General features: G+C 67.7%; 25 protein-coding genes and 2 pseudogenes. 11 read left to right on the forward strand and 16 right to left on the reverse strand.

Annotated elements, in window-relative coordinates; all coding sequences use genetic code 11:
- Positions 1 to 81: 81 nt before the first annotated feature.
- The 7 genes from IMX13_RS09030 to IMX13_RS09060 are packed head-to-tail and all read left to right on the forward strand — an operon-like array spanning position 82 to position 4,888.
- Positions 82 to 702, forward strand: a complete 621-nt coding sequence (locus IMX13_RS09030) for a LemA family protein (RefSeq protein WP_193396226.1) — start codon at positions 82 to 84, stop codon at positions 700 to 702.
- Between the two features lie 3 nt (positions 703 to 705).
- Positions 706 to 1,593, forward strand: coding sequence for a TPM domain-containing protein (locus IMX13_RS09035; RefSeq protein ID WP_193396227.1), 888 nt, complete (start codon positions 706 to 708; stop codon positions 1,591 to 1,593).
- On the forward strand, positions 1,593 to 2,087 hold the full coding sequence (locus IMX13_RS09040) for a TPM domain-containing protein (protein WP_065182836.1): 495 nt from the start codon (positions 1,593 to 1,595) through the stop codon (positions 2,085 to 2,087). The genes IMX13_RS09035 and IMX13_RS09040 overlap by 1 nt, the downstream gene beginning before the upstream one ends.
- Positions 2,088 to 2,147: 60 nt before the next feature.
- Positions 2,148 to 3,032, forward strand: a complete 885-nt coding sequence (gene lgt / locus IMX13_RS09045) for a prolipoprotein diacylglyceryl transferase (RefSeq protein WP_065182837.1) — start codon at positions 2,148 to 2,150, stop codon at positions 3,030 to 3,032.
- The gene (locus tag IMX13_RS09050) at positions 3,029 to 3,823 is read left to right on the forward strand and encodes a thymidylate synthase (RefSeq protein WP_193396228.1); all 795 of its coding nucleotides are present in this window, start codon (positions 3,029 to 3,031) and stop codon (positions 3,821 to 3,823) included. The genes lgt and IMX13_RS09050 overlap by 4 nt, the downstream gene beginning before the upstream one ends.
- Positions 3,820 to 4,383: a hypothetical protein gene (locus IMX13_RS09055; RefSeq protein WP_227255370.1), complete on the forward strand. Its 564-nt coding sequence runs from the start codon at positions 3,820 to 3,822 to the stop codon at positions 4,381 to 4,383. Before IMX13_RS09050 ends, IMX13_RS09055 begins: the two co-directional genes overlap by 4 nt.
- Before the next feature lie 13 nt (positions 4,384 to 4,396).
- On the forward strand, positions 4,397 to 4,888 hold the full coding sequence (locus tag IMX13_RS09060; protein WP_193396229.1) for a dihydrofolate reductase: 492 nt from the start codon (positions 4,397 to 4,399) through the stop codon (positions 4,886 to 4,888).
- Positions 4,889 to 4,947: 59 nt separating this feature from the next.
- On the opposite strand, the gene IMX13_RS09065 is transcribed toward IMX13_RS09060, so the two are convergent.
- The 10 genes and pseudogenes from IMX13_RS09065 to IMX13_RS09110 form a co-directional block, all read right to left on the reverse strand.
- On the reverse strand, positions 4,948 to 5,595 hold the full coding sequence (locus IMX13_RS09065) for a DUF1287 domain-containing protein (RefSeq protein ID WP_164153075.1): 648 nt from the start codon (positions 5,593 to 5,595) through the stop codon (positions 4,948 to 4,950).
- Positions 5,592 to 6,614, reverse strand: a complete 1,023-nt coding sequence (locus IMX13_RS09070; RefSeq protein ID WP_128990584.1) for a symmetrical bis(5'-nucleosyl)-tetraphosphatase — start codon at positions 6,612 to 6,614, stop codon at positions 5,592 to 5,594. The genes IMX13_RS09065 and IMX13_RS09070 overlap by 4 nt, the downstream gene beginning before the upstream one ends.
- A 15-nt stretch (positions 6,615 to 6,629) precedes the next feature.
- Positions 6,630 to 7,013, reverse strand: coding sequence for a Co2+/Mg2+ efflux protein ApaG (gene apaG, locus IMX13_RS09075; protein ID WP_053519676.1), 384 nt, complete (start codon positions 7,011 to 7,013; stop codon positions 6,630 to 6,632).
- A 13-nt stretch (positions 7,014 to 7,026) separates the two neighbouring features.
- On the reverse strand, positions 7,027 to 7,830 hold the full coding sequence (gene rsmA, locus IMX13_RS09080) for a 16S rRNA (adenine(1518)-N(6)/adenine(1519)-N(6))-dimethyltransferase RsmA (protein ID WP_065182841.1): 804 nt from the start codon (positions 7,828 to 7,830) through the stop codon (positions 7,027 to 7,029).
- A complete protein-coding gene (gene pdxA / locus IMX13_RS09085; protein WP_065176229.1) occupies positions 7,827 to 8,807 on the reverse strand; it encodes a 4-hydroxythreonine-4-phosphate dehydrogenase PdxA in 981 nt (326 codons plus the stop codon). Before pdxA ends, rsmA begins: the two co-directional genes overlap by 4 nt.
- Before the next feature lie 18 nt (positions 8,808 to 8,825).
- Positions 8,826 to 10,154, reverse strand: a pseudogene (locus tag IMX13_RS09090) (peptidylprolyl isomerase); the annotation flags it as partial.
- Positions 10,151 to 12,607, reverse strand: coding sequence for an LPS-assembly protein LptD (gene lptD / locus IMX13_RS09095; RefSeq protein ID WP_080375337.1), 2,457 nt, complete (start codon positions 12,605 to 12,607; stop codon positions 10,151 to 10,153). The gene lptD and the pseudogene IMX13_RS09090, both read right to left, overlap by 4 nt.
- 89 nt (positions 12,608 to 12,696) lie before the next feature.
- The gene (locus IMX13_RS09100) at positions 12,697 to 13,635 is read right to left on the reverse strand and encodes a histone deacetylase family protein (RefSeq protein WP_193396230.1); all 939 of its coding nucleotides are present in this window, start codon (positions 13,633 to 13,635) and stop codon (positions 12,697 to 12,699) included.
- A gap of 9 nt (positions 13,636 to 13,644) precedes the next feature.
- Complete coding sequence (locus IMX13_RS09105) at positions 13,645 to 14,199, reverse strand: cob(I)yrinic acid a,c-diamide adenosyltransferase (RefSeq protein WP_193396231.1); 555 nt, start codon at positions 14,197 to 14,199, stop codon at positions 13,645 to 13,647.
- 8 nt (positions 14,200 to 14,207) lie between these two features.
- A complete protein-coding gene (locus IMX13_RS09110; RefSeq protein WP_053519669.1) occupies positions 14,208 to 14,792 on the reverse strand; it encodes a hypothetical protein in 585 nt (194 codons plus the stop codon).
- A gap of 109 nt (positions 14,793 to 14,901) precedes the next feature.
- Here IMX13_RS09110 and ubiH point away from each other — a divergent pair, with 109 nt between their 5' ends.
- Together ubiH and IMX13_RS09120 are read left to right on the forward strand one after the other, a co-directional pair.
- On the forward strand, positions 14,902 to 16,110 hold the full coding sequence (gene ubiH / locus IMX13_RS09115; RefSeq protein WP_065182844.1) for a 2-octaprenyl-6-methoxyphenyl hydroxylase: 1,209 nt from the start codon (positions 14,902 to 14,904) through the stop codon (positions 16,108 to 16,110).
- Positions 16,107 to 17,288 (forward strand): UbiH/UbiF family hydroxylase, encoded by a 1,182-nt coding sequence (locus tag IMX13_RS09120; RefSeq protein ID WP_193396232.1) that lies wholly within the window; start codon positions 16,107 to 16,109, stop codon positions 17,286 to 17,288. Before ubiH ends, IMX13_RS09120 begins: the two co-directional genes overlap by 4 nt.
- Before the next feature lie 66 nt (positions 17,289 to 17,354).
- On the opposite strand, the gene IMX13_RS09125 is transcribed toward IMX13_RS09120, so the two are convergent.
- The 6 genes and pseudogenes from IMX13_RS09125 to IMX13_RS09150 all read right to left on the reverse strand — a co-directional run bounded on the left by IMX13_RS09125 (position 17,355) and on the right by IMX13_RS09150 (position 22,318).
- On the reverse strand, positions 17,355 to 17,753 hold the full coding sequence (locus IMX13_RS09125) for a hypothetical protein (RefSeq protein ID WP_065182845.1): 399 nt from the start codon (positions 17,751 to 17,753) through the stop codon (positions 17,355 to 17,357).
- A 71-nt stretch (positions 17,754 to 17,824) separates the two neighbouring features.
- Positions 17,825 to 18,892: a 23S rRNA (cytidine(2498)-2'-O)-methyltransferase RlmM gene (gene rlmM / locus IMX13_RS09130; protein ID WP_065176234.1), complete on the reverse strand. Its 1,068-nt coding sequence runs from the start codon at positions 18,890 to 18,892 to the stop codon at positions 17,825 to 17,827.
- Positions 18,876 to 19,436, reverse strand: coding sequence for a nucleoside deaminase (locus tag IMX13_RS09135; RefSeq protein ID WP_065176235.1), 561 nt, complete (start codon positions 19,434 to 19,436; stop codon positions 18,876 to 18,878). The genes rlmM and IMX13_RS09135 overlap by 17 nt, the downstream gene beginning before the upstream one ends.
- Positions 19,437 to 19,843: 407 nt before the next feature.
- Positions 19,844 to 20,308: a hypothetical protein gene (locus IMX13_RS09140; RefSeq protein ID WP_193396233.1), complete on the reverse strand. Its 465-nt coding sequence runs from the start codon at positions 20,306 to 20,308 to the stop codon at positions 19,844 to 19,846.
- Between the two features lie 33 nt (positions 20,309 to 20,341).
- Positions 20,342 to 20,526: pseudogene (locus tag IMX13_RS09145) on the reverse strand (hypothetical protein); the annotation flags it as partial.
- A gap of 43 nt (positions 20,527 to 20,569) precedes the next feature.
- Positions 20,570 to 22,318, reverse strand: a complete 1,749-nt coding sequence (locus tag IMX13_RS09150) for a glutamine--tRNA ligase/YqeY domain fusion protein (protein ID WP_053519661.1) — start codon at positions 22,316 to 22,318, stop codon at positions 20,570 to 20,572.
- Between the two features lie 185 nt (positions 22,319 to 22,503).
- Here IMX13_RS09150 and IMX13_RS09155 point away from each other — a divergent pair, with 185 nt between their 5' ends.
- Complete coding sequence (locus IMX13_RS09155) at positions 22,504 to 22,767, forward strand: DUF2007 domain-containing protein (RefSeq protein ID WP_053519109.1); 264 nt, start codon at positions 22,504 to 22,506, stop codon at positions 22,765 to 22,767.
- Positions 22,768 to 22,797: 30 nt separating this feature from the next.
- Positions 22,798 to 23,463 carry a peptide-methionine (S)-S-oxide reductase MsrA gene (gene msrA, locus IMX13_RS09160; protein ID WP_053519160.1) on the forward strand — a complete coding sequence of 222 codons (666 nt, stop codon included), beginning with the start codon at positions 22,798 to 22,800 and terminating at the stop codon, positions 23,461 to 23,463.
- The last annotated feature ends 496 nt before the right edge of the window (positions 23,464 to 23,959 follow it).

Consider the following 23,959-nt stretch of genomic DNA (forward strand, 5'->3'; position numbering starts at 1 on the left):
GCGGAGGGGGCGGCGCCCGATGGCCGGTCTTTCACCCGAACCATGGCATGCTCGGCGCCAAGCCCACCCGGAACCTCCGCCATGCGCCTGTTCACCCGTGTCCTGCCCCTGATGCTGCTGGCCTCCCTGCTGTCCGGCTGCGGCTACAACGCGATCCAGCAGAAGGATGAAGCGGTCAAGGCCAGCTGGTCCGAAGTGCTCAACCAGTACAAGCGCCGTGCCGACCTGGTGCCCAACCTGGTGCAGACCGTGAAGGGCTTCGCCAGCCAGGAAGAGCGCGTGCTGACCGAAGTCACCAACGCCCGCTCGCGTGTCGGCCAGATCAACGTCAACGCCGATGACGAAGCCTCGCTCAAGCAGTTCCAGCAGGCCCAGGGCGAACTGGGTAGCGCGCTGTCGCGCCTGCTGGTCGTCACCGAGAACTACCCGGTGCTCAAGTCCGACCAGAACTTCCGTGACCTGCAGGCCCAGCTGGAAGGCACCGAGAACCGCATCACCGTCGCCCGTGGCCGCTACATCCAGCAGGTGCAGGACTACAACACCTACATCCGCTCGTTCCCGCAGGTGATCACCGCCAAGCTGTTCGGCTACAAGACCAAGCCGAACTTCACCGTGGACAACGAAGCGCAGATCTCCAACGCACCGGCCGTCGATTTCGGCAACGCGCCGCCGCAGCAGCCGGCACCGCAGCCGGGCCATTGAGCCATGCGTCTGGCGACGGCACTGCTGGTCATGCTGCTGTGGCTGCCGCTGGCGGGCCACGCACAGTCGCTGGCGCCCATCCCCGCGCTGGACTCGCCGGTGGTCGACACCACCGGCACGCTGGATGCCGCGCAGAAGCAGGCGCTGGTGCAGCAGGCATTGGACCTGCAGCAGCGCAAGGGCAGCCAGCTGCAGGTGCTGGTGGTGCCCAGCACCCAGCCGGAGGACATCGCCCAGTACACCACCCGCGTGTTCGACCAGTGGCAGATCGGACGCAAAGGGGTCGATGACGGTGTGCTGCTGGTGGTGGCCAAGGAGGACCGGCGCGTGCGCATCGAGCCGGGCTACGGCCTGGAGGGTGCGATTCCCGATGCGATCGCCAACCGCGTCATCCAGGAATACCTGGTGCCGCGTTTCCGCAGTGGCGACTACGCCGGCGGCATCACCGATGCCACGGCGGTGCTGGTCAAGCTGATCGATGGCGAAACGCTGCCGGCACCGGTCAGCGGCCATCGTGGGCGGGAACCCGGCGGTGGCGGCGATACCTGGTTCCTGGCGCTGTTCATCGGCGTGTTCGCAGGCACGGTGCTGCGGGGCGTGTTCTCGCGGGTGCCGCGGCCGGTGCGCGGGCTGCTCGGAGGTGCGGGTGCGGCGGTTGCTGCCTTCCTGTTCACCTCCACCCTGCTGGCCAGTGGCCTGGCGGGCGTCGTGGGCCTGATCGTTGCCATGCTCTCCGGCCACCCGGGCCGCTTTGCCGGCGGCAGTGGCTGGGGCGGCGGCAGCTGGGGCGGCGGTGGTGGTTTCGGGGGCGGCGGCGGTTTCGGCGGTGGTGGCGGCTGGGGCGGCGGCGGCGGCCGTTCCGGCGGCGGTGGTGCTTCGGGAGGTTGGTGATGATCCGTCGTCTTTGCCGTCATCTGTTCTCGCCCTCGGTACGACGGGCGTTTCCCCCCGCCACGCTGCAGGCGATCACCGCGGCCATCGCTGCCGGTGAGCAGCGCCACGGCGGCCAGGTGATGTTCGCTGTCGAAGCCGACCTGCCGCTGCACGCGGTCTGGCGCGGAATCACGCCGCGCCAGGCGGCGGAGCAGGCATTCGCCCACCTGCGCACCTGGGATACCCGGCACAACAACGGCGTACTGATCTACCTGCTGCTGGCCGACCATGCCATCGAGATCGTCGCCGACCGGGGCCTGAGCGACCGGGTCAGCGCGGCGCAGTGGCAGCGGGTGTGCACCCACCTGCGCGAAGGCCTGCGCGGCGCCAGTCCGGTGGATGCGCTGCGCGATGCGATCGACGAAGTCTCCAGCCTGGTGGAAGGGCACTTTCCGGCCTCGACGCGGTCGGAGGATGACGCGCTCCCGAATGCGCCGCAGATCCTGGGCTGAGCCCCGGTCCCGGGCCGGGTCGGGGCGCTAAAATACCCGTACTCCTGCCAGGCGTCTTCCATGATCTATTTCCACGACATCGACCCCATCGCCCTCTCGCTGGGGCCGATCAAGGTGCATTGGTACGGCATCATGTACCTGCTGGGTTTCACCGCCGCCTGGCTGCTCGGTCGTCGCCGGATCGCCGCCGGGCGCCTGCCCGGCGTCGATGCCAACGGATTCTCCGACCTGTTGTTCTACGCCATGCTGGGCGTCGTGCTGGGCGGGCGCATCGGTTACATGCTGTTCTACGCGCTGGGCGATTTCCTGCACAACCCGCTGCTGCTGTTCAAGGTATGGGACGGCGGCATGAGCTTCCACGGTGGCCTGCTGGGCGTGCTCGGCGCCTGCTGGTGGTGGTCGCGCAAGCACAGGCTGCACTTCTTCGACACCATGGACTTCATGGCGCCGCTGGTGCCGCTGGGCCTGGGTTTTGGCCGCATCGGCAACTTCATCGGCGCAGAGCTGTGGGGCAAGTACACCGACGGCAGCTGGGGCGTGGTGTTTCCGTCCGGCCTGCCGGCTCCGCTGAACCAGCTTGACCACGCGACCCTGCAGGCGCAGTTCGCGACCGGCGCGCTGAACCAGTACGCACGCCACCCCTCGCAGCTGTATGAAGCCTTCCTCGAGGGGCTGGTGATGTTCGTGGTGCTGTGGGCGGTGTCGGCCAAGCCACGCCATCGCTATCTGGTGGGGGGGCTGTTCGCGCTGATGTACGGTGTCTTCCGCTTCGCGGTGGAATTCGTGCGCATGCCCGACAACGGCATCTACGTAGCGTTCGACTGGCTCACCCGCGGCCAGATCCTCAGCCTGCCGCTGATCGCGCTGGGCCTGGTGCTGCTGGCGATGTCGCGCCGCGCACCGGTACTGCAGCCGCAGCCGCTGGCGGTGGAGGGCAAGGCATGAAGGCCTACCTGGACCTGCTCTCGCACGTGCTGGAGCACGGGACGGAGAAGAGCGACCGCACCGGTACCGGCACCCGCAGCGTGTTCGGCTGGCAGATGCGCTTCGACCTCAACGAAGGTTTCCCGCTGGTCACCACCAAGAAACTGCACCTGCGCTCGATCATCCACGAGCTGCTGTGGTTCCTGAAAGGCGATACCAACATCGGCTACCTGAAGGACAACCAGGTAAGGATCTGGGACGAATGGGCCGACGGCAACGGTGATCTTGGCCCGGTGTACGGCAAGCAGTGGCGCAGCTGGGCCACCGCCGATGGTCGCGAGATCGACCAGATGCAGTGGCTGGTGGACGAGATCAGGCGCAACCCCGATTCGCGGCGGCTGGTGGTCAGCGCCTGGAACGTGGGCGAGCTCTCGCAGATGGCGCTGATGCCCTGCCACAACCTGTTCCAGTTCTACGTGGCCGATGGCAGGCTCAGTTGCCAGTTGTACCAGCGCAGCGGCGACATCTTCCTCGGCGTGCCGTTCAACATCGCCAGCTATGCGCTGCTGACCCACATGGTTGCGCAGGCCACCGGCCTGGGCGTGGGCGACTTCGTGCATACGCTGGGCGATGCGCACCTGTACTCCAACCATTTCGAGCAGGCCCGCGAGCAGCTGGCGCGCGAACCGCGCGCGCTGCCGAAGCTGTGGTTGAACCCGGACGTGACCGATCTGTTCGGCTTCCAGTTCGACGACATCCGCATCGACGGATACGATCCACATCCGGCGATCAAGGCGCCGGTGGCGGTATGAGTATCCGTCTGCTTTCCAAGGGGCTGTCGGCGTTGTGCGGCATGCTGCCGCTGGCCATGGTGCAGGCCGCCCCGACCGATGCGCTGTCGCTGGCCCGGCAGGTCAATGAGCAGATCGTGCACACGCACATGCGCGAGGAAGTGCATGCGTTCGCCGGGGCATTCAACGGCAGCACCATGATGCCCCCGGATGTCCCGGAAGGATGCCGCGCGCAGATGCGTGAGGCGGTAACGGGCATGTACACGGCGATGACCGACCACCTGAAGGCCGGTATTGAGGATTCGGCCTATCAGCGCACGCTCGAGCAGCAGCTTGCCAACGTCTATTCCAGCGACCAGTTGCAGGCGTTTCTGGCACGTCGTGCCAGCACCGATACCGCCGCGCTGTCGGCAGAGATCCTGTCAGGACCGGGCCTGAAGGATATCGAAGAGGCGCAGAAGCAGAAGATCCTTGGTGGCCTGGACGAGCAGTCCACGTCCAGCCCTGCGCTGGCTGCGGCGTTGCAGGCTGCCAGTGCAGCGAACGCTGCCTGCGAACGCCTGCAGATCGATGCCAACTGAGGAGGTCGCAGCATTGAAGCTTTCGATGATCGTGGCGCTGGATCGCAACCGTGGCATCGGCCAGGGCAATGCCATGCCCTGGCACCTGCCGGATGACTTCAAGCACTTCAAGGCGCTCACCCTGGGCAAGCCGATCCTGATGGGGCGCAGGACGGCCGAGTCGATCGGCCGCGTTCTGCCGGGGCGGACCAACCTGGTGCTGACCCGCAGCGGCCAGGTGCCGTTCGAGGGCATGCGCGCGGTGGGCTCGCTGGACGAAGCGAAGGCGATCGCTGAAGGCGAGGGTGCCGGTGAGCTGTGTGTCATCGGAGGCGGCGAGATCTTCCGCCAGCTGCTGGACCAGGCCAGTGACCTGTACCTGACCTGGGTCGATGCCGAAGTGCCGGCCGACACCCATTTCCCGCAGGTGGACCCGCAGCTGTGGCGGGAAACAAGCAGTGAGCCGCATCCGGCCGACGAACGCCACGCCTACGCGTTCCGCTTCGTGCATTACGTGCGCCGCTGATCGCCGCACCTGTAGAGCCGAGCCATGCTCGGCCTCGTTCCTCAAGGCTACAGGATCGTTTACGGCATCCGGTAATGCCCGATGATGGCGTGCTGGAACAGCAGGTTCTCTTCCCGGGTCCCGCGCGCGATGTTGTGCAGTACCAGCGGTGTCCCGTCGGCCAGCTGCCGGTCGGAGACGATGCCCACGTGCAGCAGGCCGTTGCCATTGAGCTTCCAGGCGACGATGTCGCCTGCCGCGTAATCGGCGGCGAGGGCCGTGATGGGCTGCTGCCAACCCTGCCGCTCGAACCAGCGCATCAGGTTCGGTACGCGGCGATGATCGATGTTGCGATCCGGCCGTGACAGGCCCCATATCGCGGGATAGGCGCCGAAACTGCTGCGCATGTCTTCATGCACGCGCGCCTGCAGATCCAGTCCCAGATCGCGCAGGGCGCGCACCACCACGTCGGTACACACACCGCGATCAATCGGGACGTCCCCGCCGGGATAGGCCAGCACCCGATAGGCCGGGTCGTAGCGGGTGGTGACGCCGATCTGTGCGCGCGCCGCGGTCACCAGCGGCGGCGAAGATGCCTGCGGTTGCGATGGTGCGTGGCCGGCGTTTTCGCCGCCGGAGGGAACCGGGGCCGGACCGGGCTGGCAGCCGCTGGCCAGGGCCAGCGTCAGCAGCAGCACCGTCCATGGTGCCCGACCGCGCGCGGTCATGCCTGCGGCGGTGTGCCGGTGCTGTTGCCGCCACCCGTACCGCCACCACCACCACCACCGCGCCGACGGCGGCGACGTGGGCCGCGGTTGCCCGGGTTGGCAGCGGTGTTTCCGCCGCCCTGTTCCTTGCCCTGTGCCGCAGCGGTAGACCGCTCGTGGGCCGGTCGCGCCGGCGGCCGGGCATTCGGAACCGGAGCAGGTACATCGCGGCCGGGCACCTGCACCACGCGCAGCTCATCGGTATCGAGCTGGATCGCGGTCAGCTTGCCGCCCCATACCGCGCCGGTATCGATCGCGTGCACGCCCTGGGTGATGGTCAGGCCCAGCGCCGACCAGTGGCCGCATACGACCTTCAGGTCGCGCTCGACCCGGCCGGGCACTTCAAACCACGGATACAGTCCCTGTTCCTGCGTGCCCGGCGTGCCCTTGTCCTCGATGCCGATGCGCCCGCGCGGAGTGCAGTAGCGCATGCGGGTGAGCACGTTGATGATCGCCCGCGAACGGTCGTAGCCGGACAGGTTCGGTGCCCAGCTTGGCTTGTCGCCATACATGTTGCGGAACAGCTTGCGGTAGCCCGCGCCGTGCAGTTGCACTTCGACTTCGGCCGCATGCTTTTCGGCCATCTGCGTGGTCCATTTCGGCGCAAGGCCGGCGTGCACCATCATCCAGCCCATCTCGCGGTCCACATGCACCAGCTTCTGCAGGCGCAGCCAGTCCAGAAGTTCGTCGCGGTCCTCGGCCTGCACGATGCGCAGCAGGTCCGGATTGACCTTGCGCTGCTCTTCCTCGGTGCGTGCACCGACCGCCAGCAGCGAAAGATCGTGATTGCCCAGCACGACCACGCTGTGCTCGCGCAGCGAATGCACCAGCCGCAGCGTTTCCAGGGATTGACCACCGCGGTTGACCAGATCGCCGCAGAACCACAGGGTGTCCTGCGCGGGGTCGAAGCGGAGCTTCTCCAGCAGTCGCTGGGTCACGTCATAGCAGCCCTGCAGGTCGCCGATCGCCCACACACTCATCGTCCGGCCTCCGTGTCAGTGCAGGGTACGTGGGATGGCCAGCACGAACGGTGCGACCGGCGCGGCGAATTCGGTGCCGTCATCGGCGACCATGTCGTAGTGGCCCTGCATGGTCCCGTGATCGGTCGCCAGCATGACACCGGACGTGTAGTGGAAGTCTTCACCGGGACGCAGCCGCGGCTGCTCACCGATCACGCCTTCGCCATCGACGTGCTCGACGCGGCCGTTGGCATCGGTGATGCGCCAGTGGCGCGCGACCAGCCGCGCGGCCACCCGGCCCTGGTTGTGGATGCGGATCGTATAGGCGAACGCATAGCGGCCGTCTTCCGGCACGGACTGGTCATCGAGGAATCGCGGTGCGACCTCGACGGAAATGGCGTAAACGTCAGCGTCTTCCATACCGGCAGTGTAATCAGGAGGCATTGGCCAAGGCGATGAATTCGGCCACGTCCAGCTGTTCGGCACGGGCATCGGGGCGCACGCCGGCAGCGGCGAACTGGTCGGCCGACACCACGTTGTTCAGTGCGTTGCGCAGGGTCTTGCGGCGCTGGCCGAAGGCGGCCTTGACCACTTCGGCGAAGCGGGCGTGGTCACGGATGCCGACCGTGGCCGGATCATGCGGCACCAGCCGCACCACGGCCGAATCGACCTTCGGCGGTGGCCGGAACGCACCCGGCGGCACCACGAACAGCGAGGTGACGGTGCAGTAGGCCTGCAGCATCACGCTGAGGCGGCCGTAGACCTTGCTGCCGGGGCCGGCTGCCATGCGGTCGACCACTTCCTTCTGCAGCATGAAGTGCATGTCGCGGACCACGGCGGCATGCTCGAGCGCATGGAACAGGATAGGCGAGGAGATGTTGTACGGCAGGTTGCCGACCAGACGGATCGGCTGTCCGGCCGCCAGTTCGGTGAAGTCCACGCGCAGCACGTCGCGGTGGACGATGGTCAGCTCGCCCAGCGGCTCGGCGGCGGCGGTCAGCGGCGCGATCAGGTCGCGGTCGAACTCGATCACCGTCAGTGCCGGATGCACGCGCAGCAGCGGCAGCGTGATCGCTCCCTGGCCGGGGCCGATTTCGACCAGGCGGTCACCGTCCTTGGGATTGACCGCCATCACGATCTTGTCGATGTAGTGGCGATCGGCCAGGAAATGCTGGCCAAGCTGCTTCTTGGCCGGGGCGGTGAACACCGGGCCGGAGGGGGAATGCGGGGAATTCATGCGCTCAGTGTACGTTGCCGCGCAAGCTGCGCACACAGCGTCGTTGCCGCCTGCAGGCTGGATGGATCGGCAATGCCGCGGCCGGCCAGGTCCAGCGCGGTACCGTGATCGACAGCGACGCGCGGGTAGGGCAGGCCCAGGGTCAGGTTCACGGCCTGCTCGAAGCCGGAGTACTTCAGCACCGGCAGGCCCTGGTCGTGGTACATGGCCAGGACCGTATCGAAACCTGCCAGCTTGCCTGGCAGGAACGCGGTGTCGGCCGGCAGCGGCCCGACCAGATCCATGCCTTCAGCGCGCAGGCGCTGCAGCAGCGGGATGACCAGATCCAGTTCCTCGCGGCCGAGGTGACCGTCTTCACCGGCGTGCGGGTTCAGGCCGAGCACGGCGATGCGCGGCGATGCCAGCCCGAACTCGCGGCGCAGCGCGGCGTGCACGGTGCGCAGGGTGTGCTCCAGGCCGGGCGCGGTGATCGCATCGGCGACCTCACGCAGCGGCAGGTGGGTGGTGGCCAGGGCCACGCGCACGATGTGATTGGCCAGCATCATCACCACCTTCACCCCGGCCTGGTCGGCCAGCAGTTCGGTGGTGCCGCTGTAGGCGATGCCGCCCTCATTGATGACCGCCTTGTGTACCGGGCCGGTGACCACGCCGTGCAGTTCGCCCGACAGGCAGGCCTGGCCGGCGCCGAGCAGGGCGCCGATGACCGCGCCGGCATTGGCCGGATCGGCTTGGCCGAAGCGGCTCGGGACGGCATTGGCCACGACGCGCAGACGCAGGTCGCCCGGGAAGCGGGCTTCCGCTTCCTCGGGCAGCAGTTGCAGGGGCAGGTCCAGCGCGGCGGCGGCTGCGCGCAGGGTATCCGGGTCGGCGAAAGCCAGCAGCCGGCAATCATCGCGCGGCTGCTGGATCAGGCGGATGCACAGCTCCGGGCCGATCCCGGCGGGCTCGCCCGGTACCAGAGCGAGCTCGGGGCGCATCGGTCAGGACTGCGGCGGCGTCGCGGTGTTTTCCGCGCGGTCACCGCTGCGGAAGCTGACGTAGGCTTCGCCACGCAGCTCCTGCAGGAAACGGTTGTATTCGTCTTCCAGCTTGCGGCGGCCGATGGTTTCGCGGACCTGCGCACGCTGGTTGTCGTTGGTCACGTCGGTCTGGCGGGTCGCCACGCGCTGCACGATGTGCCAACCGGCGTCGGTGCGGAACGGCTGGCTGACACCGCCGTCCTGCACGCTCTGGACCTGCTGGCCGAAGGCCGGACCGAACGCATCGGCCGGGAACCAGCCCAGATCGCCGCCCTGGCCCTTGCTGTTGTTGTCCTCGGACGACTCCCTGGCCACCGTCTGGAAGTCGGCGCCGCCGGCAATGCGGGCACGCAGGGTGTCGATCTTGGCCTTGGCGGCCGCATCGGTCTGGTTGTCGTCCACGCGCACCAGGATGTGGCGGCCGTGGAACTCGGTGACGGTATGGGTGCCGGCGGCGGCGCTGGAATCGCGCACTTCCACCAGCTTCAGCAGCTGGAAGCCGCTCGGACCACGGATCGGGCCAACCACGTCACCGGCATTCATCTTTTCCATCAGCTGCGCGAACGCGGCCGGGATCTCGTCCATGCTGCGCCAGCCCAGGTCGCCGCCTTCCAGTGCATTGGGGCTGTCCGAGTAACGTACGGCGGCGGCATTGAAGTCCAGCTCACCCTTGTCCAGCAGGGCCTTCACGCCGTCGGCCTTCTTCTGGCCGGTGGCGATCTGCTCGGCATTGGCGCCGTCGGGCAGGGCGATCAGGATGTGCGCCAGGTGGTACTGGTTGCCGGCGGTGGCCTGCTGCTTCAGCGCGGCATCGACTTCGCCCTCGCTGACGCTGATGCGGCTCTGCGCGAAGCTCTGGCGCAGGCGCTGCACGGTGATCTCGTCACGCACCGAGGCGCGGAAGTCGTTGAAATCGATGCCGTCACTTGCCAGGCGCTGGCGCAGCGCGTCCAGATTGGAACCATTCTGCTGGGCGATGGCATTCATCGCCTGGTTCAGCTCCTGGTCGCTGACGCGGATGCCGCTGCCCTGCGCACGGGCCACCTGCAGCTTGACCAGCACCAGGCGCTCGAGCACCTGCCGGCTGAGTACGTCATCCGGCGGCAGCTGGGCCTCGCGGCCGGCGTACTGCGCCTTGATGTTGGCGATGGCGCGCTGGAGTTCGCTCTGCAGGATCACGTCCTCATCGACGACAGCGGCGATGCGGTCCAGCGGCTGCGCCTCCTGGGCAAGTACCTGCAGGGGGGCGGACACGCTGGACACCGCCAGCAGCGAGGCGAGAAGAACGGGAAAGCGCTTGGTCATGGGATCAGATTCGGATCGTAGTCGTCCCGGGTCGTCCCGGTATTGCTGGGGGGCACGAGATAGAGGTCGTCGCGGTTGTAGCCGAGGATAGCACGGCGCAGGGTGCGGTCCGTGTCCTGGCCCAGGGAGCTGAGGCCCTTCAGCACGAACTCCAGCTGGATGGAATTGTTCAGCTCGCCCTCGCGGTTGCGCACGTAGCGGCGGGCCACCGCGCGCACGGCCAGACAGCAGCTGTCCCACTGGACGCCACCGATGATTTCCAGCGGCTTCTTGTCTTCCAGCGAGTAGTAGTAGCGGCCGACCAGGCTCCAGCGGGGGTTCAGCGGGTACAGGAACGACAGGTCGGCCTGCTTCAGCAGGTCGGTGCCGTCCGGGTTGATGCGGTGGCGGTAGGTCAGGTTGACCACGCCATCGTTGGGCATCAGGTAACGGGCGCGGAAGCTGGCCAGGTCCTCACGCTTGTATTTGGGGTCCCACTGGTAGGTCGCGCTGAGGGTCCAGCGGTCGTTGACCATGTAGTTGGCATCGGCGATCCAGGCCGACTTGCCCTTTTCCACCGGCGGGCCACCCGGCACGGCGGTCACCCGCGATTCGTCGAAGTACTGGATCTGGCCGATGGCCGCCGAGAACCGCTCGCGGCCGGTGGTCTGGTCGATGAAGCGGGTGCCCAGCGCCATGGTCAGCTGGTTGGCGTCGTTCTGGCGGTCGGCGCCGGTATAGCGCGAGTCGCGGAACAGCTGGCCCCAGCTGAAGGTGAAGTCGCGGGTATCGAAGATCGGCAGCTCGTCCTGGTTGCGGTAGGGCGTGCGCAGGTAGAACAGGCGCGGTTCCAGGGTGTGCAGGAACGAGCGGCCGCCGATGGTGGTCTCGCGGTCGAAGAACAGGCCGGCATCGATGCTGCCGATCGGCAGGCTGCGGCTGGGCGAGGTGTTGCCGCGCAGCTGCTCGGGGGTAGCGGTGGCCGGATCAACGCCCTGCGAAACCAGCACGTTGCGGCGGATGCTGTCGGCCAGCTGCCGGTCCAGGTCGTAGGCGGTGTAGCGGTAGGCCAGGGTCGGGGTCACGTACCAGGCCGCACCGCTGAACGGCAGCGACACATAGGGTTTCAGGTCCAGGCGTGCGCCGCCGTACATCCGCTGGGTCTGGCCGGTACGGGTGTACTCAAGGTCCGGTCCGGCCTCGGGGCCGTACTTGAAGTTGATGTCTTCATGGGTAAAGCGCACGGCTTCGGCGTACACGCCGGTTTCCAGCCACGACAGGACCGGCTTGTCCCAGTTGAAGTACAGGCGCGGCTGGCGGTTGTAGGCCAGCGCGCTCTCGTTGAGCGTGTAGTCGGTCAGCTGCCAGCGGTCGGCCATGATTCCGGCCGTCCAGTTCTGGCCGGTGCCGTACAGGCCAACGGTGCTCTGCAGGTTCGAGGCGGTCACGCCCACCAGGCGGTTGGCGAAGTCCTCGACGTAGCGCTCGTCGCTGACCCAGGCCAGGTTGGCACGTGCCTGCCAGTGGCTGTCCACGTTGTGGTAGCCGCTGAACATGACACGGCCGCGATCGCGGTCGCGCAGCTTGTCGTTGGGGATGTAGGCGGTCAGCAGTTCGCCGCGGCCGCCGTTGTAGAGGTAGCGGAACTCGTTGTCGAGCATCAGGCCGCGCCGGCTCATGTAGCGTGGCATCAGCGTGTCGTCGTAGTTCGGTGCCAGGTTCAGGTAGATCGGCTGGGTGTAGTCGAACCCGTTGCGCCCGGACATGCCCAGCTGCGGGAACAGCAGGCCGGTCTTGCGCCGGTCGTCGATCGGGAACTTGAAGTACGGTGCCCACAGCACCGGCACCTTGCCGATGCGCAGCACGGCATTGCGCGCCGTGCCGAAGCCCTCGTCGTTGTCCACTTCGATCTGCGGCGCCGACAGCTTCCACACCGGCTGCGACGGGTCGCAGGTGGTGTAGGTGGAGCGGTGCATCTGCCCGACCGCGCCCTGCAGGTCGACCGATTCGGCGTCGCCGTTGCCACGGCGGGACACCAGCTGGTACTGGATGTCGGTGATCTTGTGGGTGTCGCTTTCCTGGTTGCCCTCGGCGCGCTTGGCGACCATCCGGATCGACGCGTCCTGGTAGCGGACATTGCCATCGGCGATGTAGTTGCCGGACTCGGTGTCGAAGCTGAGCTTGTCGGTGCCGACGAACTGGTCGCCGCGACGCAGGGCGACGTTGCCCTCGTACTGCGGCACCGTGGTGGTACCCAGCAGCTGATCGCCCTCGATATCGGTCGGCTGCTGCTCGCGCGCGGCGCTGGCGGCGGCCTTGTCCTGGCCCGGAACCGGGGTCGGGGCGTCGGTGAACGCGGGAATGACGTCGGTTGCCGGGCACAGGCCCCAGTTGAGCGGCTTATCATCGGCCATCGCCGGCAGGCAGACGGCGATGCTCAGAGGCAGGGGAAGCAGGCGGAGGGCTCGGCGCACGCGGTTCGGATTCGGGCGAAAACGGACGGTAGCTTGCCCCATCCCTTGCATAGGGGCAATGAAGGCGGCCCGGTCGCACCGGTTCGGGTTCATCCAGCCGGGGGGGACGCCGCCGGCGACATCAGGGCCTGCACGTGGGCCACGCTGCATTCGGCCAGGGCCTGCAGGTCGTAGCCGCCCTCCAGCATCGACACCACCCGGCCGGCCGCATGGCGACGCGCCAGCGCATGCAGTTCGCGGGTGATCCAGGCGAAATCCTCGGTCTCCAGCATCAGATCCGCCTGCGGGTCGCGCAGATGGGCGTCGAAGCCTGCCGAGATCAGCATCAGCTGCGGGCGGAAGTCGTCGATGGCCGGCAGCATCTCGTCGGCCCAGACATTGCGGAAGCGGAATCCGCCACTGCCCGGCGGCAGCAGGATGTTCATCAGATTGCCCGCGCCACGGTCACGGCGCAGGCCGGAGTTGGGGAACAGGCCGGCCTGGTGGGTGCTGTAATACGACACCCGTGCGTCGTGCTGGAAGATGTCCTGGGTGCCGTTGCCATGGTGGACGTCGAAGTCGACCACCGCGATCCGCTCCAGCCCGTGGCGGTCGCGCGCGTAGGCTGCGGCGATGGCGATGTTGTTGAGCAGGCAGAAGCCCATGGCCGTGCTGCTGGTGGCATGGTGACCCGGCGGGCGCACCGCGCAGAACGCCAGCGGGTCCGCGCCCAGCATCACCGCATCCACCGCGGCCACACCGGCACCGGCAGCATGCACCGCCGCGCTGGCCGAGCCGGGCGAGGTCCAGGTGTCCATGTCCAGCTGGCGCAGGGTCACGGTCTGCGGTTGCAGCACGAAGTCGAGCAGGGCGCTGTCGTGGACCCGGCTCAACTCGCCGAACTTGGCGGGTGGGGCCTCGCGCCAGTCCAGCTGGCCGGGGAATGCGCCGCGCAGGGCGTCGAGCACGCCCTGCAGCCGTTGCGGGCATTCGGGATGGCCCGGACCGGGATCGTGCAGCAGGCAGGACGGATGGGTGAAGACCAGCATCGTACGGACTCAGCCCTGCCGGTGCTGGGGCTGCCAGAGCGCCTCGCCCTGCCCATCGGCGCGGGCCAGCACCCGGGCCAGCACGAACAGCAGGTCCGACAGCCGGTTGAGATACTGCAGCGCTTCGCTGCGCACGTTCTCATGGCGGGACAGCGTCACCGTCTCGCGCTCGGCGCGGCGGACAATCGTTCGTGCCAGGTGGCAGCGTGCGGCGGCTTCGCCACCGGCGGGCAGGATGAACTCCTTCAGCATCGGCAGCGTGGCGTTGTAGTGGTCCAGCTGCTGTTCCAGTGCCGAGACATCGGCGGCATGGATCGCGGCATGGCCGGGGATGCACAGCTCGGCGCCCAGGTCGAACAGCTGGTGCTGCAGATGGACCACCAGCGCGCGCACGTCGTCCGGAAGCGGTGTGGCCAGCAGCAGGCCCAGCGCCGCGTTGGCTTCGTCGACGGTGCCGTAGGAGGCGACGCGGGCATCGTCCTTGGCTACGCGCTGGCCATCGCCCAGTCCGGTGCTGCCGTCGTCACCGGTGCGGGTGTAGATGCGCGAGAGGCGATGGCCCATGGCGCAGCTCAGTGCCGGATGTCGCGACGGGCCTGCTGGAGCTTGAGCACCTGCTCCACGGCCAGTTGCAGGGCGGCGGCCAGCGCCACGTAGATCGCCGTGGTCCGCAGGTAGGGGCCGAACCACTGTGCGTAGTTCTGCGCCCAGCCCGCCAGCGTCGGCTCGGCAACGTTGCGGGTGGTCCAGTAGAAGCCCCCCTGCGCAAGCAGGTGGCACAGCGCCACCGAGGCCACCAGCAGGAGCGCACCCTTGGCCAGCACCGGCCAGCGCGCGCCGCGGTAGTTGTGGCCCAGCAGCATGCCGCCGGCCCACAGCGAGAAGTACGCCGGCAGCAGCAGCCAGTAGCCGGGCGACACACAGTAGTGCTGCCAGAAATCCAGCCCCGCGCTGCGGATCACGATCCAGTCGACCAGCACCGCAAACAGCATCAGCAGCGGAAAGGCCCAGCGCGTCCAGCGCGCCAGGTAGAAACCGCCGATGAAGAACACCGCCCAGGAGGCATCGGGGATCGCCGCGAAGTGGTTGACCCGGGTCGCCGCCAGCAACAGCACGAGCACGGACAGGACGAAGGCACGATTGGCGGTGTCGGACATGGCGGCGGGCCCGGAGCGGATTCAGCTTTCATTCTAGCCCGCCGCGCGGGTTGGCGCAGGCAGCGTCGCGTTCGGTGTACAGCCGGGGCGAGCGCGTATCATGAACGCCATGAGTGAACGACATGACGTGCTGATCGTCGGCGGCGGACTGGTGGGTGCCAGCCTCGCCATCGCCCTGGACCGCCTGGGCCGCGACGTGGGCCTGATCGAGGCCAGCCCTGCCGGTGGACTGCCGGCGGTGTTCGACCAGCGCAACCTCAGTTTCGCCGCCGCCACCGTCAACGCGCTGACCGCGCTGGGGGTGATGCAGAAGCTGGCGATGGCGCCGGGGCCGATCCGTCGCATCCATGTCAGCCGCGCCGGTGACTTTGGCCGGGTGCAGCTCGATGCGGCCGATTACAACCGGCCGTGGTTCGGCCAGGTGGTGGTCGCACGTGACTTCGGTCATGCGCTTGAGGCACGCCTGCAGGAACTGCCGCGGCTGCGGCGTTACCGGCCGATGCGTTTCCTCGGCCTGGGCGGGGTGGTGGAGGGCTGTCGCCAGGTGCATGTGGCCGACGACGCCGGCGAGCGCACGCTGCTGGCACGGCTGGTGGTCGGTGCCGATGGCACGGCCAGTGCGGTGCGGGAGGCGCTGGGCATCGAGGTCGACCGCCACGATTTCCAGCAGACCCTGTTCGTGGCCCGCGTGCGCAGCCAGCGCGCGCCCGACGGCACGGCCTGGGAGCGCTTCACCGATACCGGCCCGACGGCCCTGCTGCCGCGTGGCGATCGCCATTTCGGCACGGTGCACGGGGTGGCGCGCGAAGACGCCGACGCGGTGACGGCGCTGGACGATGCAGCGTGGCTGCAGCGCCTGCAGCATGCCATCGGCTGGCGTGCCGGGCGTCTGCTGGAGTCGGGTCCGCGCAGTGCCTACCCGCTGATCCAGGTGCTGGCGCGTGCCCTGGCAGGCGAGCGCGCGGTGCTGCTCGGCAATGCCGCACAGACCATCCATCCGTTGGGCGCGCAAGGCTTCAACCTGGGCCTGCGCGATGCGCTGACCCTGGCCGAACTGCTGGAAGACGATGCAGGCGATGCCGGCAGTGATGCGCTGCTGCGTGCGTATGTGGCCCGTCGGGAAGAGGATCGCCAGCAGACGGTGGCGTTCTCCGGAGGACTGGCGCGCCTGACCAGCAATCCTGCGCCGTTGATGCGCCCGTTGCGCAGTCTCGGCCTGGTGGCCGCGCAGCGCGGTTCGGTGCAGTCGATGCTGGTCGGCGGGGCGATGGGTTTCCGTGGCGTCGTGCCGCGACTGTGCCGCGGAGAAGCCGCATGAACCGCCGCGCGCGCCTGGACGTGGTCATCGTGGGAGGCGGCGTGGTCGGTGCCGCGTGTGCACTGGCGCTGGCCGATGCGGGGCTGGCCGTCGCCCTGGTGGAGGGCCGTGAGCCCGCGCCCTGGCAGGCATCGCAGCCGGACCTGCGCGTGTTCGCCTTCGCGGCCGACAACGTGCAGCTGCTGGACCGTCTCGGCGTGTGGCCTGCGATCGTACAGGCGCGGGCCTGGCCGTATCGCCGCATGCAGGTATGGGATGCCGCGGGAGGCGAGGACCTGCTGTTCGACGCCGACCGCCTGGGGCGTCGCGAGCTGGGCTTCATCGTCGAGAACGGGCTGTTGCAGGATCGCCTGTGGGCGGCACTGCCGGCGGCCGGGGTGCAGCTGCATTGCCCGGCACGGGTGGAGGCGCTGGAGCAGGACGAGGAGGGGGTGCGACTGCGCCTGGATGACGGACGCAGGCTGGAAGCGGCCCTCGCCGTGGCCGCCGATGGTGCCGAGTCGACGCTGCGCGAGCTGGCGGGCATCGACGTGGTGCGCCACGACTATCACCAACGTGGCGTGGTGGCCTACGTCGACAGCGAGCTGCCCAACCAGGCTACGGCCTGGCAGCGTTTCCTGCCGACCGGTCCGCTGGCGCTGCTGCCGGTGGCCGAGCGCCGCAGCTCGATCGTGTGGACCTTGCCTGACGAAGAGGCGGTGCGCGTGCTGGCGCTGGAGGAGGAGGCATTCAATCGCGAACTGACCCGCGCCTTCGCCGCACGGCTGGGCGAACTGCGCCTGGTGTCGCCGCGCGCCGCGTTCCCGCTGCGCCGCCAGCTGGCCCGCCACTATGTGGCCGGCCGCGTGCTCGCACTCGGCGACGCCGCGCATGTGGTGCATCCCCTGGCCGGGCAGGGCGTGAACCTGGGGCTGCGGGATGTCGCTGCCCTGCGGCAATGGCTGGCGCCGTCAGCCGAGCGCCGTGGCCAGCCGCGCCTGTCGCCGCAGCGCCTGCAGCGCTGGGCCCGCGAGCGGCGCAGCGACAACCAGGTGGCCGCCTACAGTTTCGATGCGATCAACCGCCTCTTCTCCAACGACGAGATGCACCTGGCCCTGGCCCGTGGCCGCGCGCTGGGCTGCGTCGGCAAGTGGCCGCCACTGGTTCAGGCGTTCTGGAAGCGCGCCGCCGGCGTGTGACGACCCCGTTTGGCGGTTGATCCGCCGGTAGCGCCGGGCTATGCCCGGCGGGATCCGTGAACCGGATCAATCAATCAGCCAGCCGGCCAGGTCGGCACGATCCAGCTTGCCGCGGCGCTTGCTGTCCAGCGCGGTGAACTCATCGGCCAGTGCAGGATTGGCCTGGGCCTCCGCACGGCTGATGAAGCCATCACCGTCGGTATCCAGCGCGGCAAAGTGGATGCGGTACTGGCCGGTCACGCTGCTGGGTTCAACCGAGCGCACCGTGACCTGGGCCTCCCCTGCGGGCATCGGAATATCGACGCTGCCGGTGACCCGTCCGGCATTCAAGGGCTGCTGGCGGATGGCTCCGCCGGTCGGACCCAGCGGTTGGCTCTGCGCGGGTGTGGGCGGCAGCTGCTGCGCCAGCACGGGGGACGTGGCCAGCAGGGCAGCCAGCAGCACGGGCAAACGCGGACGGTACATGACGGACTCCTGGCAGGCGTTGACGGAAGCGTACCCGCGGCATCCTGTGCGGGCGATGACCCTGCCGCGCATCACCGCATCGGCGACGCCAGCACAGTGATCTCTTCGCGGTCGTGATAGAGCTGCTTGGCACGCACTTCCAGCGAGGTGCCTGCCTGCTCCTGGAACAGGTCCAGGCACAGCCGGGTCTCGTCCCAGCGCTTCTTCATCGGCAGTTTCAGATTGAAGATGGCATGCCTGCACCAGCCTTCGCGGAACCAGGTGGCCATGCGTTCGGCAACGCGACGCGGTTGCTCGACCATGTCGCACACCATCCAGTCCAGCGGCTGCTCCGGGTGCCAATGGAAGCCATCCGCGCGCAGGTGCTCGACCAGGCCGGTATCCAGTACGTGCTGGCGCAGGGGGCCGTTGTCGATGCTCAGCACCTGCATGTGCTGGCGGGTCAACACCCAGGTCCAGCCGCCCGGTGCCGCCCCCAGGTCGGCCGCGCGCATGCCGGGTTTCACCAGTGCCTCGCGTTCTTCCGGCGCCAGCAGCGTCAGCAGGGCTTCGTCCAGCTTCAGCGCCGAACGCGAGGGGGCCTCCGGCAGCAGTTTCAGGCGCGGAATGCCCAGTGCCCACGGTGCGCTGTCGGCGGGGTCGGCCACGCAGATGAAGGCGTGGGTGCCGTCGACGAACACCACGTGCAGGCGTGGCAGCCGTGCATTGGGCTTGTCGCTGAGCTTGCCGGCCTTGCGCAGCGCCGGGCGCAACGCGTTGCCGAACGCACGGGCGAGCCCGGACAGTGGCTTGCCGGCATCCGAATCCGGATGTTCGACCCACAGATCACCAAAGCGTGGCGCATCGGCCAGCACCTCCAGCATCGGCGTGATGCGATCGGCCGGATCCAGCTGCGGCAGTTCAGCCAGCACCACCAGCTTCTGCCGCGCGAAGATCAGGCCGCGCCACGGCAACCGCGGTGCCAACGCGGCCGCTTCGTCGCACATGAACAACACATAGCCGTCATTGCGCTGGGTACGTGCGTAGCCGGCGAAGCCTGCCTCACCGGCGCGGAACTGCAGTTCGCCGGCCAGCTCCGGCTCGAAGCCCTGCCGGCACAGGCACAGCAGGCCGATGCCGGTTTCAGTAACGGGCGCCATCGCTTTCCCCATAGGCGCGCAGCACGCTGCGTGCGGCGTCGCGGTTCAGGCCCTGCACCACCTCGATGCCACGCTTGTTGAGCTCGCCCACCCAGTCGGCCGGCAGCGGGCCTTCGTCGAACGGGGTCAGTTCCTCTACATCGGCGGCACTGGCGCCGATCAGCAGGCGGTCGATGCCGGCCCACACCGTAGCGCCGTAACACTGGCAGCACGGCTGCGAGCTGGTGGCCAGGGTGACCGGCGACAGCACGGCATTCAGGCGCGGCGTCTGCAGGCGCTGCTGGGCCAGCATGTAGGCCATGTTCTCGGCATGTGCCAACGAGGTGGCATGCGGCATCACCCGGTTCACGCCGGCGGCGATCACCTTGTCGTCCGGACCGAACACCACGGCGCCGAACGGGCCGCCGCTGGCGTGCTCGACGTTCTGTCGCGACAGCTCGATGGCCAGCGCGACCTTGGCCTCATCGCCCGGATATCGACGATCCAGGTCGATCTGGTCGTGGATCCAGGCGGGAAGGGTCAGGTGGACTTGCGCATACAGCATCGCGGGGGTGCCTCGTGTGGGGGATCAGGAAAGGACGGCGCGCAGTGTAGCCCGCCCCTGCCTGTATCGGGTGTGGGCGAGGGTCAGCCCGGCCTGTGGCCAGCTCGCGGCACAGGCGCGCAGCGGGTGCAGAACGGGGGCGAAAGCGTGGCCGTTGACCCTGCAATCGGCTCGCACGGGCGATCGGCATTGCGTAGCGCAAACAGGCGAATGGCCAGGAATGAGCGCGCCTTCAGCAGCTCGTCGAAGGCTTCGATGCTTCGGGTGAACAGGTAGCACGGGCACGAGCTGTCGTCGACATCGCTGCGGATGGATGCATCCACCCGCAGCGCGTTTGTGCGCCAACGGCTCCAGCACCATGGTGCGCTTGGTGTTCAGAAACACGCATAGGGCCGGTCTGGCCCGAACTAGTCAAGGTAGCTCGTTCCGGGAGTCGCTTTGTCCTGTATGACGAGCTTTACCTTCAGCTCCCAGCCTTCAACGCACTCCCTCCTGCCGCTGAACAGATAAAGAACTTCGCCTGCCGAAGCGTATTTCCTCATTATCGCGTTGTCTTCCAGATAGATCTGGCTGACAAAGACCATGGGGACATCATCGATGAAGCGCCAACTGGGTTCTCGCAGCCATCGAGGAGCTTCGTCCATTGAGAGAAAATGGGTGGCGATTGTTTCGACCATCCACTCCCGGGTCGGCGCGGGGACGGAGTCGATCCACTTTATGTCCGGCCTTGGATGAGGCGTCGAGAGATACTCGCCATAGATCTTCAGCATGAAGGGCTCGGACTCGTTCCCTTGTATGCCGACGCTCTTTTCCCGTTCAGCGATCCCGGAGAACGCCGCGCAGAAGATCATGAAATCCCGATCCATCTTCATGAGTGATTCCTATCAACCAAACTTCACACTGTCCTCGCTCACCTCATTGAGGAAGGCAGCGCTGAGGAAGTGGCCGGGGAAGACGTCGAGCATCGCCAGCGGGAAGACCATGATGGCTTAGCCTACGAGACCAGCCCGGCCAACTCCATCGCCGAAAGAAACTTCAGCAGCGGGTGCTGCGTCAGAAACCAGAGCAGGGCGGACAGGGCGGTGACCATCGTCGTGGGCGTGCGGGCGCCGTGCGGGCGCCCGCGCGGGTCCTCAGGCCGACCAGGTATCGCGCAGCGTCACGCTGCGGTTGAACACCGGCTTGGCTTCGGTGTGGTCGCGGCGGTCGGCAACGAAGTAGCCGGTGCGTTCGAACTGGAACGACTGCTCCGGCGCGGCGCTGGCCGCGGCCGGCTCGACATAGCCGGTGACGGTGCGGCGCGATTCCGGATTGAGGTAGTCGCGGTAGGTCCTGCCTTCCGAGTCGTCGTCCGGGTTCGGCACCGAGAACAGTCGGTCGTACAGGCGGATCTCGGCCGGAACGCCGTGCACGGCGCTGACCCAGTGAATGGTGCCCTTGACCTTGCGGTTGGCCCCTTCCATGCCGGGGCGCGATTCCGGATCCAGCCAGCCGCGCAGCTCGGTGATGGTGCCGTCGGCATCCTTGATCACCTCATCGCAGCGGATGATGCCGGCACCACGCAGGCGCACTTCGCCGCCCGGCACCAGGCGCTTCCAGCCCTTCGGCGGTACTTCGGCGAAGTCCTCGCGGTCGATCCAGACCTCGCGCGCGAACGGCACCTGACGGCTGCCGAAGCTCTCGTCCTTCGGATGGTTGCTGAAGGTGAGCTGTTCTTCATGGCCTTCGGGCAGGTTGGTCAATACCAGCTTGAGCGGGTCGACCACGGCCATGCGGCGCGGTGCGGCGCCATCGAGGTCTTCGCGCAGCGCGCCTTCCAGCACGCTGAAGTCGATCAGCGAGTTCTGCTTGCTGATGCCCACGCGTTCGGCGAACAGGCGCATTGCCGCCGGGGTGTAGCCGCGGCGACGCAGTCCCTGCAGGGTCGGCATGCGCGGGTCCTCCCAGCCGTCCACCAGCTGCTCGGTGACCAGCGCCATCAGCTTGCGCTTGCTCATCACCGTGTAGTTGATGTTCAGGCGCGAGAATTCGATCTGGCGCGGCTTGGCGGCTTCGCGCGGCAGGCCGGCATCGACCAGCGGCTGGGTCAGTGCGTCGTCATGGGCGAAATCGACGTTGTCCACGCACCAGTCGTAGAGCGGGCGATGGTCCTCGAATTCCAGGGTGCACAGCGAGTGGGTGATGCCCTCGATCGAATCGCCCAGTGCATGCGCGAAGTCGTACATCGGGTAGATCGGCCACGCGTTGCCCGTGTTCTGGTGCTCGACATGCTTGATGCGGTACAGCGCCGGATCGCGCAGGTTGATGTTGCCGCTGGCCATGTCGATCTTCGCGCGCAGGGTGCGCGCACCGTCCGGGAATTCACCGGCACGCATGCGGCGGAACAGGTCGAGGTTCTCCTCGACACTGCGGTCGCGCCACGGCGAGGGACGGCCCGGCTCGGTCAGGGTGCCACGGTAGGCACGCACTTCCTCGGCCGACAGGTCACACACATAGGCCTTGCCCTGCTCGATCAGCTTCTCGGCGGCGAGATAGTAGGCCTGGAAGTAATCGGAGGCGTGGCGCAGTTCGTTCCACTCGAACCCCAGCCAACGGACATCATCCTGGATGGCGGCCACGTACTCCGGGTCTTCCTTGGCCGGATTGGTGTCGTCGAAGCGCAGGTTGCATACGCCGCTGAACTCGCCGGCAATGCCGAAGTTCAGGCAGATCGACTTGGCATGGCCGATGTGCAGGTAACCGTTCGGCTCCGGCGGAAACCGGGTCTTGATCGCCTGGTGCTTTCCGCTGGCCAGGTCCTCGCGCACGATCTGGCGGATGAAATCGCGCTTTTCGTGGCTGTCGGCGGGGGTCTCGGGGCTGGCGGGGGTGTGCTCGGACATGAGGCTGGGCGAAAAAGGGCAGAAAGACCAACAGTCTAGCGCGTAAGGGGAAGGGCTGCCGGGGTTGCACCCGCGCTACCGGGCGCAGGGGGGGCCAGGGGTAGCGCCGGGCCATGCCCGGCGAGCGCAGCGGCGGCATTCAGCCCCCGGGCGTATGCTGGAGGCCTCTCCCGTGGAGCCGCCCCATGCACATCGTGTACAAGGCCGACAATCTGTTCGACGCCCACCTGGTGAAGCACGCATTGGAAGATGCCGGCATTCCTGCCTTCGTGTTCGGCGAGCAGCTGCTGGGGGGCATGGGCGAGCTGCCGCTGTTTGGTGTACTGAGGGTCGGCATCCCCGACGCCGCGCGGGCCGAGGCTGAAGGCATCGTTGCCGGCCTGGACTTGGGCCACGCCGCCGACGCCCCCATTTCCGATGCAGACGACATTGCCGGCCTTCCGGCGTAGGAGCGCATCATGTTGGGAATCGGACAGGGCATCCTGGGCATCGGCGCCTTCAAGCAGCGCCTGCCGCGCCCGGAAGAGGCGCTGCCAGGGCGTGATCAGCCACTGCCGCTGCACAGCAACCAGCACTTCGTGAACAGTCACCCGCTGAAGGACCGCTTTGCCGGCCTGCAGCAGATCCGTTTCGCGCTTGGCTGCTTCTGGGGAGCCGAGCGCAAATTCTGGTCGGAGCCGGGCGTGTACAGCACGTCGGTCGGCTATGCCGGCGGCGTCACGCCGAATCCCACCTATGAAGAAGTCTGCTCCGGCCTGACCGGCCACACCGAAGTGGTGCAGGTGGTGTTCGATCCGAAGGTGGTGAGCCTGGAACGGCTGCTGCAGCTGTTCTGGGAAAGCCACGACCCGACCCAGGGCATGCGCCAGGGCAACGACACCGGCACCCAGTACCGTTCGGCGATCCATGCCACCGACGAAACGCAGTACGCCGCTGCGCTGGCCAGCCGCGAGGCCTACCAGGCGCAGCTGGACGCGGCCGGCTATGGCCCGATCACCACTGAGATCGTGTTCCCGGCGCCGGAGTACTACTACGCCGAGGACTATCACCAGCAGTACCTGGCGAAGAACCCGAACGGTTACTGCGGCATCGGCGGCACCGGGGTGAGCTGCCCGATCGGGCTGGATGTGGAGGCGCCGCGCTGACGCGCGGTGGTCCGCCTGCGGCGGGCAGAAGCGGAAAGCAACTGCCGAAGCAAAAGCCAGAGCCAAAGCCAAAGCGGCTCTGGGTTGTTGTGAGTTGGGCGGGACGGGTACAGATGGCGGGACACGCCGTAAACCCGTCCTTGGGGGCTCGGCCACGGCATCCATGCCGTGGACGGTCCCGCCATCTGTACCCGTCCCGCCTCCGATCATTTCCCGGTGACGGTGGGCAAGAGCGTTGGTTACTGACGAACTGAAGGAAAACAAAAAGGACGCGGCCTTCGCCGCGTCCTTTTTGTTTGATCCTGCGGTGTCTTTTGTAGAGCGGAGCCATGCTCCGCTCCGAGCAAGCGAAGCGCGCGACCCGCTGTTGCTCTTCCTTCTTCCTTCCGTGGCGGGCAGCCACAGGAAACTGTCAGAGGGCGGGGGGGGGGGGGGGGGGGGGGGGGGGGGGGGGGGGGGGGGGGGGGGGGCGCGCACCACCGCCCCCGGAAAGGCG

Origin of the sequence: Stenotrophomonas sp. B2, assembly GCF_014947095.1 — a bacterium.
Taxonomy (GTDB): Bacteria; Pseudomonadota; Gammaproteobacteria; order Xanthomonadales; family Xanthomonadaceae; genus Stenotrophomonas; species Stenotrophomonas maltophilia_P.